Genomic DNA, 17,518 nt, shown 5'->3' with positions numbered 1-17,518 from the left:
CGGGTTATAGCGATGAGCGACAAGAAGGCCAGCAACCAGATGTGGGGCGGACGTTTTGCCTCGGGTCCGGCCGCGATCATGGAAGCGATCAACGCATCGATCGCCTTCGACCGCAAACTCTACGCGCAGGACATCCGCGGCTCGATCGCCCACAGCGAGATGTTGGCTGAAACGGGCATTATTTCGGCCGCCGATCAAGAAAAAATCGCTCACGGCCTGAACACGATCCTGAAAGAGATCGAGGCCGGGAAATTCGAATTCTCGACCAAGCTCGAAGACATCCATATGAATGTCGAGGCGCGTCTGGCCGATCTGATCGGGTCGGCTGCCGGCCGCCTGCATACCGCCCGCTCGCGCAACGATCAGGTGGCGGTCGATCTGAAACTCTGGGTCAAGGAGGAATGCCAGCGCGTCGCCCAGGCGCTGAAGGACCTCATCGGCGCCTTTCTCGAGCGCGCCGAGGAGCACGCCGCGACGGTAATGCCCGGCTTCACCCATATGCAGGCCGCGCAGCCGGTGACCTTCGGTCATCATTGCATGGCTTATGTCGAGATGTTCGGCCGCGATCTGTCACGTGTCCGCGACGCCATCGAGCGCATGGACGAAAGCCCGCTGGGCGCCGCCGCGCTGGCCGGCACGAGCTTTTCCATCGACCGCCATATGTCGGCGAAGGCGCTCGGCTTCCGCGAGCCGATGCGCAATTCGCTGGACAGCGTGTCGGACCGCGACTTCGCGCTCGAATTCCTCTCGATCGCCGCGATCTGCGGCACGCATCTGTCGCGGCTGGCCGAAGAGATCATCATCTGGTCGACGCCGCAATTCGGCTTCATCCGGCTATCGGATTCATTCTCCACCGGCTCCTCGATCATGCCGCAGAAGAAGAACCCCGACGCCGCCGAATTGGTGCGCGGCAAGACCGGCCGCATCAACGGCCATCTGGTCGGGCTGCTGACGGTGATGAAGGGCATGCCGCTGACCTATGGCAAGGACATGCAGGAGGACAAGGAATCGGTTTTCGACGTAGCCGAAACGCTCGACCTGATGCTGGCGGCGACCGCCGGGATGGTCCGCGACATGACCGTCAACGCCATCTCCATGAAAAAGGCCGCCGGTGCCGGCCATGCCACTGCCACCGACCTCGCCGACTGGCTGGTGCGTAATCTGGGCCTTCCTTTCCGAGAGGCCCATCACGTCACCGGCCGCGCCGTCGCGCTCGCCGAGGAGAAGAAGGTCGGCCTGGAAAAGCTCTCGCTGGAGGACCTCCGCTCGATCCATTCCGGTATCACCGACGGCATCTTCTCCGTGCTTGCCGTGCAGAATTCGGTGAAGAGCCGGACCAGCTTCGGCGGCACCGCGCCGTCGGAGGTGAAGAAGCAGATCCGCTACTGGAAAAAGCGGCTCGCCAAGGCGTGATGCCGGGATGCAATGCGCCGAAAACTCGGCTAAAAGCGCGGCTGGACAAAACAGTTTCGAACGGATGGATCGATGACCCGAGGCAGGATTTTGATGACGCTCGCGTTGCTGGCGGCGGTTGTCACCGTCACGGCCTGCGGCAGGAGAGGCGGCCTCGATACGCCTTACGAGGCTGCCGTGCAGGCGCGCAAGGATGCGGAGCGAGCCAAACAGCCGCTGCCGCCCGAGCCTGAGAAACCGGTCAAGGACACGAAGTTCATTCTCGACCCCTTGCTCTAGAGCCGAGGAGATCATCCGATCTCATCGCGCTCCAATTTTCGGACCTCTCCCCGTGAACCATTTCGACTACCGCGACGGCGTTCTCTACGCCGAGGATGTGGCAATCCCCGGCATCGCCGCCAGCGTCGGCACGCCGTTTTACTGCTATTCGACCGCGACCCTGACCAGGCATTTCCGGGTCTTCAAGGAAGCTTTTGCCGGTCTCGACGCGCTGGTCTGCTACGCCATGAAGGCGAATTCCAACCAGGCCGTGCTGAAGACCTTGGCAAGACAAGGCGCCGGCGCCGACGTGGTGTCGGAAGGTGAACTGCGGCGCGCCTTGGCCGCCGGCATCCCCGCGAGCAAGATCCTGTTTTCCGGCGTCGGCAAGACCGCGCGGGAAATGGACTTCGCCCTCAATGCCGGCATCCTCTGCTTCAACGTCGAGTCCGAACCCGAACTCGAACTGCTGTCGGCGCGCGCCACAGCGCTCGGCAAGGTGGCACCCGTCTCGCTGCGCATCAACCCGGACGTCGACGCCAGGACCCACAAGAAGATCTCCACCGGCAAGGCCGAGAACAAGTTCGGCATCCCGTGGCAGCGGGCGCGCCAGGTCTATGCCCGCGCGGCGGAGCTGCCGGGCATCAAGATCACCGGGATCGACACCCATATCGGCAGCCAGATCACCGAACTGCAGCCTTTCGACGACGCTTTCGCGCTGCTGGTGGAACTGGTCGGCGTGCTGCGCGCCGACGGGCATTCAATCGAGCATGTCGATCTCGGCGGCGGCCTCGGCATTCCGTACCGCGTCGACAACAGCCCGCCGCCCTTGCCCGACGCCTATGCCGAGATCGTCAGGAAGCATGTCACCCGGCTCGGCCTGAAGGTGATGTTCGAGCCTGGCCGGCTGATCGTCGGCAATGCCGGCATCCTGGTCTCGGAAGTGATCTATGTGAAGGAAGGCGACGCCAAGAACTTCCTCGTCGTCGACGCCGCCATGAACGACCTGATCCGGCCGACGCTCTACGACGCCTTCCATGATATCAAGCCGGTGGTGCAGCCGCCGGCCGCCACGCCGCGCATGACGGTCGATATCGTCGGGCCGGTCTGCGAGACAGGCGATTTCCTCGGCCTCGACCGCGACCTCCCCAGGCTGAATCCTGGCGACCTCATCGCCGTCGCCACCGCTGGAGCTTACGGCGCCGTGCAGGCCGGCACCTACAACACAAGGCTGCTGGTGCCGGAAGTGCTGGTCGACGGCGACCGTTTTCACGTCGTGCGGCCGCGCCCGACCCATGAGGAGCTGATCGGGCTGGATTCATTGCCCGAGTGGCTGAAATAGAAGCACGAGGGTCCCGCGCTCAAAGGAGCAAGCCATGCTGGAGACTGGAGCTATCACGCGGGATCGCATCGCCGCGGTGGAACCGCACATCCGCCCGTTCGTCCGCCACACGCCGGTAATGCGCGTCGACATGGCTGACTTCGGCCGGCCGGCCTTTCCGGTCGATCTGAAGCTCGAATGTCTGCAGCATTCCGGTTCGTTCAAGGCGCGCGGCGCCTTCACCAACCTGCTCGAGCGGCAGGTGCCCGCAGCGGGTGTGGTCGCCGCCTCCGGCGGCAATCATGGCGCCGCCGTCGCCTATGCCGCCATGAAGCTGGGGCACAAGGCCACCGTCTTCGTGCCCGAGGTCAGCCCGCCGGCAAAGCTCGAGCGCATCCGCAGCTACGGCGCCGAGCTGGTGGTCGGCGGTGCGCGCTATGCCGAGGCGCTGGCCGCCAGCGAGGATTTTGCCGAACGAACCGGCGCCCTGCAGATCCACGCCTTCAACCAGGAAGAGACGCTCATCGGCCAAGGCACTCTCGGGCTCGAGATCGAAGCCGATCTGCCGGAGATCGACACACTGCTTGTCGCGGTCGGCGGCGGCGGCCTGATCGGCGGCATCGCCGCCTGGTTCGCTGGCCGCATCCGCATCATCGCCATCGAGCCCGAGGGCGCGCCGACGCTTCACCGCGCCTTCGAAGCCGGCAAGCCGGTCGATGCACCGGCCGAGGGCATCGCCGCCGATTCGCTGGCGCCGAAGCGTGTCGGCGAAATGATGTTCCCGATCGCGAAAGCTTTCGTCGAGCGCTCGATCCTGGTCAGCGACGACGACATCGTGGCGGCGCAGAAAGCGCTCTGGGACCGGGCGCGAATCATCGCCGAGCCGGGCGGGGCCGCTGCCTTTGCCGCGATGCTTTCCGGCCGCTACGCGCCGGCTCCCGGCGAGCGCGTGGCCGTCCTGGTCTGTGGTTCCAATACGAATCCCGCGAATTTCTGATCGTAAAGGCGGCGAACCCGTCACAGATTTTGGAACCCGCCTCGCCTTCGCCGTGTTTGGTGTTATCCTCTGCTCATAAGGTCCGGGCGATCCTGCCCGGGCAGGAAGGGCCGATGACGGAACGACCCATTTCCAGCGACGAACGCGGTCTGGCCGGGCGCCTTGCCTTGACCCGGCTGGCGACGCGGGCCTCGATGATCTTCGAGCGCGGCTGGCCGTTGCTGTTGCCGCTGGCGGTGGTCGCCGGCCTGTTCCTCAGTGTCTCGTGGCTGGGCTTGTTCCAGCGCCTGCCGGATCTGGCGCGGATCGGCCTCCTGATCCTCTTCTCCATCTCGGCGCTCGCCGCGCTCTTTGCGCTGCGCTTCTTCCGCATTCCGTCCGCCGCCGAGGTCGACCGGCGCATCGAGGCAGCGAACGAGCTGCTGCACAGCCCCGTGCAGGTGCAGACCGACCGGCCGAGCGGCGCGGAGAGCCTCTTCTCGCAGGCGCTGTGGCGCGAGCACCAGAAGCGCATGGCCGAGCGGCTCTCCGACCTGGGCGGCGACAGACCGCGCACAAGCGTGCCGGATTACGACCGCTGGGGCCTGCGGGCTGTGGTGGGGCTGCTGTTCGTCACCGCTTTTGCCTTCTCGTTCGGACCTTTCGGCGGCAGGATCAGCGACGGCTTCGTCGCCAGCGCCGCGCGCGATAGCGTGCCGCCCCGCATCGATGCCTGGGTGACGCCGCCTTCCTATACCGGCAAGCCGCCGCTGTTCTTGACCGCCGACGTCAACCAGGCCGCGCAGGTCTTCAGCGTCCCTGAGGGCAGCGACGTCTCGCTGCGCGTCACTGGCGGAACCGGCGAAGAAACGCTGAGCTATGCCGACGCGAACGGCAATGATCGCGCCATCGAGCCGGTTGCGCCGAAGGGCGCCACGCCAGCCGCGGCACAGCCGGGGTCCCCAGCGGGGCTCAAAGTGCGCCAGTTCTCCGGCAAGCTGAACACCAACGGCACGCTGCGGCTCAAGTCCGGCGAGGACGATCTCGGCCACTGGGCCTTCGCCATCACCCCGGACAAACCGCCGACGATCCGTTTCGTCGGCGAGCCCAAGCGTGCCGTCAATGGCGCCGTCGAGCTCAACTACCAGATCGACGACGACTATGGCGCGGCCTCCGCCAAGGCCGTCTTCGAGCTGTCTGAGCCGCCGCCGGCCAGTGCACATCCGCTCTATGGCCCGCCCGACATGCCGCTGACGCTGCCGCGCCGCGGCGGCAAGGCGAACGCCGCCAAGACGACCAAGGATCTGACCGAGCATGTCTGGGCCGGCAGCACCATCAAGCTGACGCTGACCGCCACCGACGATGCCGGCCATACCGCCACCAGCGAGACCAGGACGCTGGTGATGCCGGAGCGGCCCTTCTCTAATCCGCTGGCCCGCGCTGTGATCGAGCAGCGCCGCCTGCTGGCGCTCGACGCCAACGCCAAGCCGCGCGTGCTCGACCTGATGGACGCGATCACCCTGCGCCCGGAGGATACTTTCGACAACATGTCGCATTACCTCGCGATCATGAGCGCCAGGAGCCGGCTGAAGCTTGCCGAGAACGACGACCAGCTGCGCAACGAGGTGGCTTATCTGTGGGAGATCGCGCTCGGCATCGAGGAAGGCAATCTGTCGGCCGCCGAGCGTCGGCTGCGCCAGGCGCAGCAGGCGCTACAGGACGCCATCAAGAACGGCGCCAGCGACGAAGAGCTCGAAAAGGCGATGAAGGAACTTCGCGAGGCGATGAACCAGTTCCTGCAGGAATTCGCCCAGCGCGCCCAGCAGAACCCGAACGCGCCGCAGATGCAGCAGAACGGTCGGGAACTGCGCCAGAGCGACATCAACCGGATGATGGACGAGATCGAGAATCTCGCCAAATCCGGCGACCGAGACCGGGCCCAGCAGTTGTTGTCGGAACTGCAGGACATGATGAACAACCTGCAGGCCGGGCGCCAGCAGCAGGCCGGCGAGCAGGACAGCGAGATGCGCCAGCAGATGGACAAGCTGGGCGAGATCATGCGGCGCCAGCAGGAGATGATGAACGATACCTTCCGCCTCGACCAGATGCAGCGCGGCGATCGGCAGCGCGGTGCAAATCGCGACGAGCAGCTGGGCGAGGATGGCGAGCAGTCGCAGGATGGGCAGAAGCCCGGTGATGACCGCGACCCGCTCGGCCGGCCGAAGCAAATGACGCCGCAGGAATTCGCGGATGCGCTGAAGCAGCTGCAGGAAGGTCAGGGCCAGTTGCAGAGCGAGCTCGACAAGCTGAAGAAGGGCCTCGAAGGCATGGGCATGCAGCCCAATGAGGGCTTTGGCGAGGCCGGCAAATCCATGGGCGATGCCGAGCAGGCGCTGGGCGAAGGCGAAGGCGACCAGGCGGTCGGCCACCAGGGCCGCGCGCTGGAGGCGCTGCGCCGCGGCGCCAAGGAGATGATGAAGCAGATGCAGGCCATGCAGGGCGACCAGGGCGGCAGCGAACAGGGCGGACGTCAGCAGGACGCCGACCGCGACCCGCTTGGCCGGCCGCGCGCCACGAAGGGCCCCGACGACGGCAACTCCGTCAAGGTGCCCGACGAGATCGACGTGCAGCGCGCCCGCCAGATCCTCGAAGCGATCCGCAAGCGCCTCGGCAACGCGCTCAGCCCGGACATCGAGCGCAGCTACCTCGAACGCCTGCTCGAACTGAAATAGCGCCCACACCGGTCACCGCCGACATGCCGAAGCTTGGAACCGTCACGCCGATCCTGCGCATGTTCGATACCGTCAAGGCGCGAGAGTTCTATCTCAACTTCCTCGGTTTCGAGGTCCGCTTCGAGCATCGCTTCGACGACAACGCGCCGCTCTATATGGGCGTCGCCCGCGACGGCTGCGAGCTGCATTTGAGCGAGCATCATGGCGACGGCTCGCCCGGTGCCAATATACGCATCGAAGCGACCGGCATCATTGAGCTGCATCGCGAGTTCAAGGCCAAGAACTACCGCTTCAACAGGCCGAGCCTCGAGACGACGCCTTGGCAGACGAAGGAGGTCACGGTGATCGATCCGTTCGGCAATCGCCTGACCTTTTTCGAAAGAGACTGAGGTAGCGGGCAGCCGCAGGTCGCTCTCGCCACACGCATTGCAGGCCGCGCTGCCTGCCGGTATCGTCATCGTCAAGGGAGACTGGCGATGATCGACTTCTGGTTCTCCATCGGCAGCACCTACACCTATCTTTCGGTGATGCGTCTCGCCGAGGTTGCGGCTGAGACCGGCATCGAGTTCCGCTGGCGACCCTTCAATGTGCGCGCCATCATGATCGAGATGGACAACATTCCCTTTGCCAAGAAGCCGGCGAAGGCCGCTTATATGTGGCGCGACATCGAGCGCCGAGCGGCGATGTACAGGATGGTGCCGAAACTGCCGGCCCCCTACCCGCTGGCCGAGCTCGAACGCGCCAATCGCGTGGCTCTCATCGCGGCGCGCGAGGGCTGGTGCGAAGCCTATGCCCGGGAAACGTACCGGCGCTGGTTTGAAATGGGTGAGCCGGCTGGTAGCGAGCCAAACATTTCGGCTAGCATCGAGAAAGCCGGACAGAAAGCAGAGCCGGTTCTTCGGCGGGCCGACAGCGATGACGCCAAGGCCGAGCTCGCGGCCGCGACGGAGCAGGCCAAGGCGCTCGGCATCTTCGGCTCGCCGAGCTTCGTCTTCGACGGCGAATTGTTCTGGGGCGACGATCGCCTTGAGGATGCCATGCGATGGCTCAAGCAGATGGAGAGCGGACCGCCGGATTGAGCGGACCGTTTCGTACGTCAAAGACTGGCTGTTGCCTGTGCCTGCCTGGTCAGCATGAAAGCCTCGCGGATCGCGTTTTCCATCCCGTCGATCGCTTCGCCCGTCGCCAGCGGATTGCGGTGAAGCACCACATTCGAGGAATCGATGTCGCCGAAGCCGTCGGCGGCGGTCAGTTCGCGGCAATCGGGCGGGATGTTGCTGCGCGAGATCGGTGCGATCGCCAGGCCAGAAGTGACCGCCAGCGTCAGGCCGCCATTGGTGTCGCTGGTGTAGGCGACGCGGTAGTCGAGGCCGCGCTGCTGCAGCGACTTGATCGCGAAGTCCCGACACCAGCCATTGCGGCTGTAAAGCGCGATCGGCACCGGCCGTTCCTCATGCATGTGATGCAGCGTTGACGTCACCCATACCGTGGGATCGTGCATCAGCACATCGCCGCCGGAAAAACCTTCCCACTCGAACACCACCGCAAGGTCGAGTTCGCCGGCCGCAAGCGCCCTCACCTGCGAGTCGGAATGCGCGTAACGCACCGTGACCTCCACCCGCGGGTGGCGTTTGGCGAATTCGCCAAGTGCCCGCGACAAGATTGACCGCCCGTATTCGGCAGGAATGCCGATGCGCACTAGCCCGCCGAGCGGCGGCGCGACCAGCGATGCCGCCGTCTCGTCGAGCAGCGAGACGATGCGGCGGGCGTTGGTGATGAGCTCGCCGCCGCGGCGTGTCAGCGCCACCCCGCGAGAGCCGCGCTCGAACAGGCTGTCGCCCACCATGTCTTCCAGCTTTTTCATCTGCATGGACACCGCCGACTGGGTGCGTCCGGCCTTTTCCGCCGCCTTGGTGAAATTGCCGGTCTCGGCCACCGCCACGAAGGTGCGCAGGAGGTCGCTGTCGAGGGTGGGCTTCATCGATGCCGCCATAAGAAATTTTGATTGCTGGTATCATTCCAATTCGTTTGCAACATGTCAAACGTCGCAGGATAGTTGCTCTACCCATTGGATATGCGGCCGTGAGATTCGGCAGCGGACCAATTCGAAGAGTCCTCACTCGTGCCCGCTGCCCGAAACGGTGGCGGGCTCTTTTTCACTGGAACGAACATGCAGAACCGGATGGTGCTTGGCATTTTGAGCCTCTGCCTCGGCGTTCTTGTCTTTTCGTTGCAGGACCCGCTGGTGAAGGCGGTTTCGGGCAGCTATCCGGTGACGGAAGTGATGGCGATCCGCGCCCTCGTGGCGCTGCCGATCCTGGTCGTTATCGTCCAGGCCGATGTCGGCCTGACAGCCTTGCTGTCGAAACGAGCGGGCATGCTGACGCTGCGCGGCTTCATCCAATTCAGCTCCTACACCGTCTACTATCTGGCGATTGCCGCCCTCTCGCTGGCCGACGCGATAGCGCTCTATTTCATGGCGCCGCTCTTCATCATGTTGCTTGCCGGACCTTATCTCGGCGAGCACGTCTCCGGGCGGACGCTGACGACGGTGCTGATCGGCCTGGTGGGCGTGGTCGTGATGTTGCGTCCGGGCGCCGGATTGTTCGACTGGGCGGCACTGCTGTCGCTCGGCTCGGCATTCCTCTACGGGTTCTCGCAGCTGATGGCGCGCCGGATCGGCGAGACCGAATCCTCGACGGTGATGGCCTTCTACCAGAACGGCGCCTATCTCACCGGCGCTGTGGCGGTCGCCGCGGTGTTTCATCTTGCCGGCATCACCCATGCGGGCCACCCGAGCCTCGACTTCCTGGTGCGGCCCTGGGTCTGGCCGGCGCTGCCGGACTTCCTGAAGATGGCGGCCTGCGGCTTCGTTGCCTCCGCCGGCATGATCTTGCTGTCGCAGGCCTACCGGATGGCGCCCGCCAACCGGGTCGCAACCTTCGAATACACGGGCATCCTCTGGTCGCCGCTGTGGGGCTTCCTGTTTTTCGCCGAGGTCCCGCGGTCAACGACGGTGCTGGGCGCGGCGCTGATCATCGGCGCCGGTCTGGTTGCACTGAACGGTGAGCGCCGACGCGGCGCAGCACCTGCAATCGCAGCGACCGGCGATGCCGTCTGAACGATCAAGCGAAGCAGCTTAATGCCCGTCCGACGCGGGCGCGTATTTCGGCAAGCGTGAACGGCTTCTGCACGACGTCGAGGATGATGCCGTTCAATTCCTCGGCGCGCTCGCGCTGGTCGGCATAGCCGGTCATCAGCATGATCTTCATGGCCGGAAACTGTTTTGCCGCCGCGGTCGCCATCTCGATGCCGTCCATCTCCGGCATGCGGATATCGGATACCACGAGATCGTAGCTGCCGCGCTGCTGGCGGATCAGGGTGAGCCCCTGCGCGCCATCGGCGGCGATGGTGACACTGTGCCCATCACGCTCCAGCGCGCGGGCAGCGAGGGTGCGGACGGATTCATCGTCCTCGACGATCAAAAGCTTTGCCATGCCGAGATAGATGCCGCCGAAACGTTGACGTTTTCTGAAAATTTGAAACGTCTATGCGGCCTCTTTCGGCGCGACCTTACTTGTCGCCTTTCACGACCCCGACAAACGGCAATTCCCGGAAAGCATGCGCGACGTCCATGCCGTAGCCGACGACGAAATAATCGGGGCAGTCGAAGCCGACATAATCGGCGTTGAGCGTGGTCTGGCGGCGCATGCGCTTGTCGAGCAGCACCGAGATGGCGCAGCTCCTGGCGCCGCGCGACAGCATCAGGTCGCGGGTGAAGGAAAGCGTCTTGCCGGATTCGAGGATGTCGTCGATCAAAAGAACGTCGCGGCCGGCGACCTCGTTGTCGATGTCGCGCAGCACCTTGACCTCGCCGCTTGTGGTGCCGGCGCCGTAGCTGGAGATGAAGATGAATTCGACCTCGGGCGACAGGCCGACGTCGTGCATGGCGCGGATAAGATCGGCGGCAAAGACGAACGAGCCTTTCAGGATCGATATCACAAGCAGGTCGTGATAGTCGCGCCCGGCGATTTCCTTGGCGAGCTCGAGATTGCGCCGGGCGATCGCCGACGCCGAAAACAGGACCTCGATGTCCTTGCCGCGTACAACTGGCATAGCTTTTTCCTTCAGAATCGCCTGCAACGCCGGAAGGGCTAGGTTCATCAATATTCAGGTCAGGCCGAACCCAAAATAGCGGGTTCCGAGAACCGGTGCAGAGCGTACTCAAGCACGTGAGCACCTAAGCGCAGGAAACCACTAATTGCAGGCCGGCATCACCTGAATATCGATGCACCTACCCGGCGAAGGTGACCGATACGGCCTTCACGCCGTTTCTAGGGACATCGAGCCGGCTGGAAAAGCCGAATCTTTCGCCGGGCGCCAGCGAGCGGTTGGATGTCCCCAACCTGTAGCGGATGACATTGCTGGCATTGTCGGTGACGCGGATCTCGAGCGGCGGCAGCGACTCCGCCCGTACGCCGTCATTGGCGGCCTCGCCGTCGATGAACAGGATGGGCTTCAGCCCCGAGGCATCGATTCGCGACGTCACACCGGAAATGCTGAGCGCGCTTGCCGGCTGCGCAGCCGCCCAGAAGGGGCTCTGACGCACCAGGGCATGTCCGCCCGACACCCAGAAAGCCACGAGTGCGGCGCCCACTCCGGCGGCCCAGAAGATTGGACCGCCACGCGAGGCCGGCCGCGCCGGCGCAGCCTCCGGTTTGCGCAGCATGCCCATGCCAGCGATGGATGGCGTCGAGGGCGCTTGCGGCGGCAACGGCGCCGCAATCGGTTCCGAACGGGCGGCGAATCGCGGCAGCACCACATAGTCGGCATCGACGACATCGGTGTCGAGGATGACGCGCTCCGGCGCGGCCTTTGTCGCCGTGCCGGTCATGATTTCGCCGGAAACAGAGCGCGCGGTTCTATCCTCAGCCATTACGGCCCCAGTGCAATCTTCGTTGCTTTTGGGTAAACGCAAATGGTTAACGCTTCCCCACCGGAACTGCTGTGAAACGTCGAAAGCGCGCAGAAATTAACCAACGATTAACCATGCCGGCCGATGGTCTTGGCAGAGAACAGGCTGGCGGGATGCCGCCTAAGGTTTCAGGTCGCCGAACGTGATCCGCTTCGAAAATGTCGGCCTCCGCTATGGCATGGGTCCGGAGATCCTCCGCGACATTTCCCTGCACATTCCGGAGCGCTCCTTTCAGTTCCTGAGCGGCCCCTCGGGCGCCGGCAAGACCACCTTGCTGCGCCTGCTTTTCATGTCGCTGAAGCCGACGCGCGGCCTGATCACCATTTTCGGCAAGGATCGTTCGCGCATCTCGCGCGGCGAGTTGCCGCTGCTCAGGCGCCGCATCGGCGTGGTGTTCCAGGATTTCCGCCTGCTTGACCACATGACCACTTACGAGAACGTGGCGCTGCCGTTGCGCGTGCGCGGGCGCGAGGAGGCGAGCTATCGCACCGACGTCACCGAACTCCTGAAATGGGTTGGCCTCGGGGAGCGCATGCATGTGCTGCCGCCGGTGCTGTCGGGCGGCGAGAAGCAGCGTGCTGCGATCGCGCGCGCGCTGATCGAGCAGCCGGAGATCCTGCTTGCCGACGAGCCGACCGGCAACGTCGATCCGCCGCTGGCGCGCCGGCTGCTGAGGCTCTTTATCGAGCTCAACCGGCTCGGCACCGCCGTGGTGATCGCAACCCACGACCTCGGCCTGATGGAGCAGGTCGATGCGCGGCGCATGATTCTGGCCGGCGGAAGGCTGGACGTCTATGACTGAACTTCCGGCCGATCACCTGCACGAGGAAGCCGTCGAGACGCCGGCTGTCGTTCGCCGTGTCCAGCGCAAGATGGCGCCGATCGTGCCGGCGCAGAACATCGCCGGCCGGGCCCTGGTGCTGGTCATCGCCATCATGACCTTCCTGTCCTGCCTAACCTTCGGCGCCGTGACGCTGGTGCGCGACACCGCCTCGGTCTGGGAGAACCAAATCTCGCGCGAGGCGACGATCCAGATCAAGCCCGTCGAGGGCCTCGACATGGAAGCAGCCCTCGCGCAGGCCTCTGAGATCGCCAGCGAGTTCCCGGGTGTGAAGGGTACGAGGATCGTCGACCGCGATGCGACGGCGCGCCTTTTGGAGCCGTGGCTGGGCACCGGCCTCAACATCGATGAACTGCCGGTGCCGCGCCTCATCGTCGTCACCATCGATGAGGCCAATCCGCCCGACTTCGCGGCCATGCGCGCCGCGATCACGCCCAAGCTGCCGAGCGCCGCGCTCGACGACCATCGCACCTGGGTCGACCGGCTGGTCGCCATGGCGCATACGACAGTGACGATCGGCTTTGCCGTTTTGGCGCTGATATTGTCGGCGACGGTGCTGACGGTGGTGTTCGCCACGCGCGGCGCCATGGCCGGCAACGGCCACATCATCGAGGTCCTGCATTTTGTCGGCGCCGAGGCCCGCTTCATCGCGCGCGAATTCCGTTGGCATTTCCTGGTCACCGGCATGAAGGGCGCCGCCGCCGGAGGTGCCGCCGCTATCTTGGTCTTCATCGTCTTTTCCTGGTGGTCGTCGCGCAACATGGCGACGCCTGAGGCCGACCAGGCGACCGCGCTGTTCGGCAATTTCGCGATCGGCTCGACCGGCTATCTCGGCGTCGCCCTGATGGTGCTGGTGATCGGCGCGCTGACCGCGGCGACCTCACATGCCACGGTCGTCGCCTATCTCAGTGAGATCGACATCCGGCAGCCGGAGGCAAGCTGATCATGACGCGAAACCAAGTGTGGCGCGAATGCAAGAGTTGGCAAGTTGGGTTTCCAATGCGACCCGGACCCCACAAGTGCATGATCACGCAAGGGAAACTGCCGTAACGCAATGTGCGCCGTGCTATCTATGAAAGGCGACGTTTCAGAGTTAACCATTGGATGTTTTCAGGATTAACCTGGGGATGATGGACGCGCGGGACTCGATCGGAACGGCTGGACGGATGCCAGCGGCGCTTACGCGCGGTGCTGCGTCTGCAAGAACCGGTCGTCTCAGATTTGCGCTTCGTCTCTGCGGTTTCTTCGTGCTCGCCCTGCTGGCGCTTTTCGCCGGCGGCTTCGGCTGGTTTGCCGACAAGGTCAGCAACATGACGACGCCGGTCAATCCGGCCAGGGCCGACGCAATCATCGTGCTCACCGGTGGTCAGTCGAGGCTCGACGCCGCCATGGATCTGCTGGCATCAGGCAAGGGCGAGCGGCTCTTGATCAGCGGTGTTCACCCCACGGCGAGCCGCCGCCAATTGCAAGCGGCGATGGGCGGCGACAAGCAGCTGTTCTCATGCTGCGTCGACATCGACCGCGCCGCGCTCGACACGATCGGCAATGCCGAGGAGAGCGCCAAATGGGTGGAAAGCCACGCCTATGGCAGCATCATCGTCGTCACCAACAACTACCACATGCCGCGCAGCCTGCTCGAGATGGGCCGGCTGCTGCATGGCGCGCGGCTTGAGCCCTATCCGGTGGTCAACAACAAGCTCGGCAATGGCAGCTGGCTGACCAAGCCGGAAGCGCTGCGCGTGCTGTTCACCGAATACAGCAAATATGTGTTGGCGCTGGCGCGCGGCATCGTCCCGCTTCGGCCGACCACCGAGGGCGTCACGCTCGCCGAAGCCTCTACGGTGAGCAAGAACTAAGCTTCGCCAGACGCGCTGTTGCGCAGGCGTGCGATCTCCTGCTCCAGACCGGCAATGCGTCTATCCCGCTCGGCAAGCGCCGCGGCCACATCCGCCGCTTCGAAGCGCTGCGGAATGTGCTGCGGGCAATTTGCATCCCAGGCCGTGACGCTGAACAGGATCGCCTGCTCCGGCCGCGCCTTGTAGTTGGCCGGCATCAGCCTCGCCGTCAGCTCCGCATCGTCCTCGACGACGCGCGCTGTGCCCCAGATCTTGATGCGCTGCCGAAGCATGTAGTCGATCAGGAACAGGAAGGCCTGGGCATTGTCCGCAAGATTGCCCTGGGTGATGAACTGCCGGTTCCCCGAGAAATCGGCAAAGCCGATCGTTTGCTCGTCCAGCACCTTCAGGAAGCCGGCTGGCCCGCCGCGATGCTGAACATAGGGTTGACCTCCGCCATTGGCTGTCGCCAGGAACACACTGGTCTGCGCCTCGACGAAGGCGGCGAGGTCGGGCGTGATCGTCGCCCGCCAGCCGCCGCGCTCCTCGACCCGCGCATAAGATGCGCGCGAGCCCTTGCGGGACTGGATAGCCTTGACCGTAGGGGTAAAGGCGACGTCGCTGGTGAAGGCGTCCATGGCGGCTGTCCTCTGCCAAAGTGGAACAACATGTAGCCCCTTCCGAAATCCGGAGGTAGAAGGCATATTTGCAATCCATCCTTCCACATTTCGGAAGAATAAATGGACCGCCTCGACGCCATGTTCTTGTTCGTAGCCACCGTGGAGGCCGGCAGCCTTTCCGCCGTCGCGCGACATGCCGGCGTGCCGCTCGCCACCGTCAGCCGCAAGCTCTCCGAACTGGAGAGGCACCTCAAGACGCGTCTGCTCAACCGCTCGACGCGGCGCCTCACCTTGACGGACGCTGGTCGTTCCTATCTCGCCGCCTGCCGCCGTATCCTCGATGAGGTGGGCGAAGCCGAGCGCGCCGCCGCTGGCGAATACTTGAGCCCGACCGGCGAGCTGGTGATCACTGCGCCGGTCGTCTTCGGCCGCCTGCATGTGCTGCCGATTGTTACAGATTTTCTGGCCGCCTATCCCGACGTCGACATCCGCCTGACGCTGTCCGATCGGATCACGCATCTGATCGAGGAGCATATCGATCTTGCCGTGCGCATCGGCGCGCTGCCGGATTCGGCCATGGTCGCAACGCGCGTCGGCCAGATCCGCCGCATCGTCTGCGCCAGCCCGGCATATCTTGCGAAGCATGGCACGCCGTTCGAACCGCGCGACCTTTCAGGCCACAACTGCATCACCTTCGAAGGGCTTGCCTCTCCCGCGACGTGGAGCTTCGGCACCGACAAGAGCGAAACCGTGGTTCCGGTCCGCTCGCGGCTGCAGCTCAACACCGCCGAGGCAGCAATCGATGCGGCGATCGCCGGCCTCGGCCTGACGAGGGTGCTCTCCTATCAGGCGGACGCCGCGGTGCGCGCCGGCGCGCTTCATGTCGTGCTCGAGCCGTTCGAGCCGCCGCCATGGCCGGTCAATCTCCTGCATGCCGGTCAGGGCCTGCTGCCGGTGAAGCTGCGCGCCTTCCTCGATTTCGCGGCGCCCCGCCTGAAGGAGCGGCTGGCGCGCTCGCTGTGATGCGCCCCACCGTCGCGCCGTTTCCTTTTTGCCCGCGCTTGGTGTAACCAACGCTCACTTCCACACCGGGCCCTTTCCCGCATGCTCATTATCCGCTCGCTGGCGTTCAACCTAGCCTTCTATCTCAGCCTGGTCGTTCAGATGATCTTCTGGACGCCCTTCTATTTCCTGTCGCCCCGCCACCGCGCCTGGTTCGTGCCGAAATTCTGGTCGCGCACCTCGATGTGGCTTTACGACAAGATCGCCGGCACCAGGAGCGAAATCACGGGCGCCGAGAACCTGCCTGAGGGGTCCTTCATCCTGGCGCCGAAGCATCAGTCGTTCTGGGACGCGATCGCCTTTTTTCCTTATCTCGACGACGCCTTGTATATCCTGAAGCGGGAACTGACCTGGATCCCCTTCTTCGGCTGGTACATCATGAAGATGCGCATGATCCCGGTCGACCGCGGCAGCCGCTCCAAGGCGCTGAAAGCGGTCGTTGCCGCGACAAGGCAGGAGATGGCGCGCAACCCGCGTCAGCTTATCATCTACCCGGAAGGCACTCGTCGCCCACCGGGCGCCGAGCCGTCCTACAAATACGGCATCGTCGAGCTATATACCCAGCTGGGCGTTCCCGTGGTGCCGGTCGCCCATGTCGCCGGCCTCTACTGGCCGCGCCGCAAGTTCATGCGTTATCCGGGCACCATAAAGGCCCGTTTCCTGCCGCCGATTCCTCCGGGGCTCGACAAGGAGGAGTTCATGCAGCGGCTGATCGGCGAGACCGAGACCGCCTGCGACGAGCTGCTGGTCGAGGCCTCGCGCGCGCCGAACCCGCCGCCGATGCCGCCGACGGCGGTGAAGCGGCTGGCGGAGCTCGGCGCTGCGGCGAAGGCCTGAGCTCCCCTTACGGCAGCCCCGCCAGTGCAGTCGTCAGCACCAGCGTCGCCGCGAAGACGAGATTGATGATCCGCGACGCCAATGGATCGCGCAGCAGCCTCGCGAAAATCGTCCCAGCGAGAAGCCAGAGCACATGAATGGCGACGATCATCGCTGCCAGCACCAAAAGCTTGGCCGAAATCCCGAGCCCGTCGACCGTGGATGAAGCTCCCGCGAAGACCGCGCCGATCGCCACATAGGCTTTCGGGTTGGCAACGGCGAGCATGAAGCCGCCGAAGAAGGTGGGACGCGCCGCCGCATTGCCGCCTTGGGCAAGCGGCGGCGCTGTCGCGATCCTGAAGGCAAGGTAGAGGATGTAGAGGGCCGAAGCGACAGTCAGCAACGGCGCCAGCCCCGGCACCGAGGCGAGCATGCCGAATATCCCGGCGGCCACAACCAGGAGCACGGCCGTCGTTCCAAGCACGATGCCGGACGTATAAGCCAGCGAAGGCCGCAGCCCGAAAGCGGCGCCGACGGCGGTGACGCTGATCGTCGCCGGACCTGGGCTACCCATGACAACGGTCGCCGCCATGACCAGCGCCAGCACCTGCTGCCAGGGCTGCGCTTCGGACAAAACTTCTCCGACCATGCCGAACCTCAATTCCTGCC

Annotated in this window: 19 protein-coding genes; 13 read left to right on the top strand and 6 right to left on the bottom strand. The window is 64.7% G+C overall.

Annotated elements, in window-relative coordinates; genetic code table 11:
- The first annotated feature begins 12 nt into the window (after positions 1–12).
- The 7 genes from argH to EJ078_RS18205 all read left to right on the top strand — a co-directional run bounded on the left by argH (position 13) and on the right by EJ078_RS18205 (position 7,779).
- Positions 13–1,413: an argininosuccinate lyase gene (argH, locus tag EJ078_RS18235; RefSeq protein ID WP_127215753.1), complete on the top strand. Its 1,401-nt coding sequence runs from the start codon at positions 13–15 to the stop codon at positions 1,411–1,413.
- Positions 1,414–1,485: 72 nt separating this feature from the next.
- The gene (locus EJ078_RS18230; protein ID WP_127215752.1) at positions 1,486–1,692 is read left to right on the top strand and encodes a lipoprotein; all 207 of its coding nucleotides are present in this window, start codon (positions 1,486–1,488) and stop codon (positions 1,690–1,692) included.
- 52 nt (positions 1,693–1,744) lie between these two features.
- Complete coding sequence (lysA, locus tag EJ078_RS18225) at positions 1,745–3,013, top strand: diaminopimelate decarboxylase (RefSeq protein WP_127215751.1); 1,269 nt, start codon at positions 1,745–1,747, stop codon at positions 3,011–3,013.
- Positions 3,014–3,047: 34 nt separating this feature from the next.
- Positions 3,048–3,989, top strand: coding sequence for a threonine/serine dehydratase (locus EJ078_RS18220; RefSeq protein WP_127404100.1), 942 nt, complete (start codon positions 3,048–3,050; stop codon positions 3,987–3,989).
- Positions 3,990–4,102: 113 nt separating this feature from the next.
- Positions 4,103–6,700 (top strand): TIGR02302 family protein, encoded by a 2,598-nt coding sequence (locus EJ078_RS18215; RefSeq protein ID WP_127847869.1) that lies wholly within the window; start codon positions 4,103–4,105, stop codon positions 6,698–6,700.
- A 23-nt stretch (positions 6,701–6,723) separates the two neighbouring features.
- Positions 6,724–7,089: a glyoxalase superfamily protein gene (locus EJ078_RS18210; protein ID WP_127215622.1), complete on the top strand. Its 366-nt coding sequence runs from the start codon at positions 6,724–6,726 to the stop codon at positions 7,087–7,089.
- 87 nt (positions 7,090–7,176) lie between these two features.
- On the top strand, positions 7,177–7,779 hold the full coding sequence (locus EJ078_RS18205; RefSeq protein ID WP_127215623.1) for a 2-hydroxychromene-2-carboxylate isomerase: 603 nt from the start codon (positions 7,177–7,179) through the stop codon (positions 7,777–7,779).
- 17 nt (positions 7,780–7,796) lie between these two features.
- On the opposite strand, the gene EJ078_RS18200 is transcribed toward EJ078_RS18205, so the two are convergent.
- Positions 7,797–8,681: a LysR substrate-binding domain-containing protein gene (locus EJ078_RS18200; RefSeq protein ID WP_127215624.1), complete on the bottom strand. Its 885-nt coding sequence runs from the start codon at positions 8,679–8,681 to the stop codon at positions 7,797–7,799.
- 189 nt (positions 8,682–8,870) lie between these two features.
- Here EJ078_RS18200 and EJ078_RS18195 point away from each other — a divergent pair, with 189 nt between their 5' ends.
- The gene (locus EJ078_RS18195) at positions 8,871–9,821 is read left to right on the top strand and encodes a DMT family transporter (protein WP_066990236.1); all 951 of its coding nucleotides are present in this window, start codon (positions 8,871–8,873) and stop codon (positions 9,819–9,821) included.
- 4 nt (positions 9,822–9,825) lie between these two features.
- On the opposite strand, the gene EJ078_RS18190 is transcribed toward EJ078_RS18195, so the two are convergent.
- From EJ078_RS18190 to EJ078_RS18180, 3 genes are all read right to left on the bottom strand, one after another.
- Entirely contained in the window at positions 9,826–10,197 is a 372-nt protein-coding gene (locus EJ078_RS18190; protein ID WP_067319126.1) for a response regulator, read from the bottom strand.
- A 76-nt stretch (positions 10,198–10,273) separates the two neighbouring features.
- Entirely contained in the window at positions 10,274–10,816 is a 543-nt protein-coding gene (gene hpt, locus EJ078_RS18185; RefSeq protein ID WP_127215625.1) for a hypoxanthine phosphoribosyltransferase, read from the bottom strand.
- A 178-nt stretch (positions 10,817–10,994) separates the two neighbouring features.
- Positions 10,995–11,636, bottom strand: a complete 642-nt coding sequence (locus tag EJ078_RS18180) for a hypothetical protein (protein ID WP_066990242.1) — start codon at positions 11,634–11,636, stop codon at positions 10,995–10,997.
- Between the two features lie 181 nt (positions 11,637–11,817).
- On the opposite strand from EJ078_RS18180, the gene ftsE reads away from it, so the two are divergent.
- The 3 genes from ftsE to EJ078_RS18165 all read left to right on the top strand — a co-directional run bounded on the left by ftsE (position 11,818) and on the right by EJ078_RS18165 (position 14,372).
- Positions 11,818–12,477, top strand: coding sequence for a cell division ATP-binding protein FtsE (ftsE, locus tag EJ078_RS18175; protein WP_066990245.1), 660 nt, complete (start codon positions 11,818–11,820; stop codon positions 12,475–12,477).
- Positions 12,470–13,459: an ABC transporter permease gene (locus EJ078_RS18170; protein WP_127215626.1), complete on the top strand. Its 990-nt coding sequence runs from the start codon at positions 12,470–12,472 to the stop codon at positions 13,457–13,459. Before ftsE ends, EJ078_RS18170 begins: the two co-directional genes overlap by 8 nt.
- A gap of 184 nt (positions 13,460–13,643) precedes the next feature.
- Entirely contained in the window at positions 13,644–14,372 is a 729-nt protein-coding gene (locus EJ078_RS18165) for a YdcF family protein (protein ID WP_127215627.1), read from the top strand.
- Here the strand turns inward: EJ078_RS18165 and EJ078_RS18160 are convergent.
- The gene (locus tag EJ078_RS18160) at positions 14,369–14,989 is read right to left on the bottom strand and encodes a pyridoxamine 5'-phosphate oxidase family protein (protein ID WP_095823981.1); all 621 of its coding nucleotides are present in this window, start codon (positions 14,987–14,989) and stop codon (positions 14,369–14,371) included. The genes EJ078_RS18165 and EJ078_RS18160 overlap by 4 nt on opposite strands.
- A gap of 102 nt (positions 14,990–15,091) precedes the next feature.
- Here EJ078_RS18160 and EJ078_RS18155 point away from each other — a divergent pair, with 102 nt between their 5' ends.
- Together EJ078_RS18155 and EJ078_RS18150 are read left to right on the top strand one after the other, a co-directional pair.
- Positions 15,092–15,994, top strand: a complete 903-nt coding sequence (locus EJ078_RS18155) for a LysR family transcriptional regulator (RefSeq protein ID WP_127215628.1) — start codon at positions 15,092–15,094, stop codon at positions 15,992–15,994.
- 81 nt (positions 15,995–16,075) lie between these two features.
- The gene (locus EJ078_RS18150) at positions 16,076–16,870 is read left to right on the top strand and encodes a 1-acyl-sn-glycerol-3-phosphate acyltransferase (protein ID WP_095779346.1); all 795 of its coding nucleotides are present in this window, start codon (positions 16,076–16,078) and stop codon (positions 16,868–16,870) included.
- A 7-nt stretch (positions 16,871–16,877) separates the two neighbouring features.
- On the opposite strand, the gene EJ078_RS18145 is transcribed toward EJ078_RS18150, so the two are convergent.
- Positions 16,878–17,498, bottom strand: a complete 621-nt coding sequence (locus tag EJ078_RS18145; protein WP_095823984.1) for a LysE family translocator — start codon at positions 17,496–17,498, stop codon at positions 16,878–16,880.
- Positions 17,499–17,518: the final 20 nt, after the last annotated feature.

It is taken from the genome of Mesorhizobium sp. M1A.F.Ca.IN.022.06.1.1, from assembly GCF_003952605.1.
Taxonomy (GTDB): domain Bacteria; phylum Pseudomonadota; class Alphaproteobacteria; order Rhizobiales; family Rhizobiaceae; genus Mesorhizobium.
Note: the sequence above shows the minus strand (reverse complement) of the source record. Positions and strands in the feature narration are given on the sequence as shown.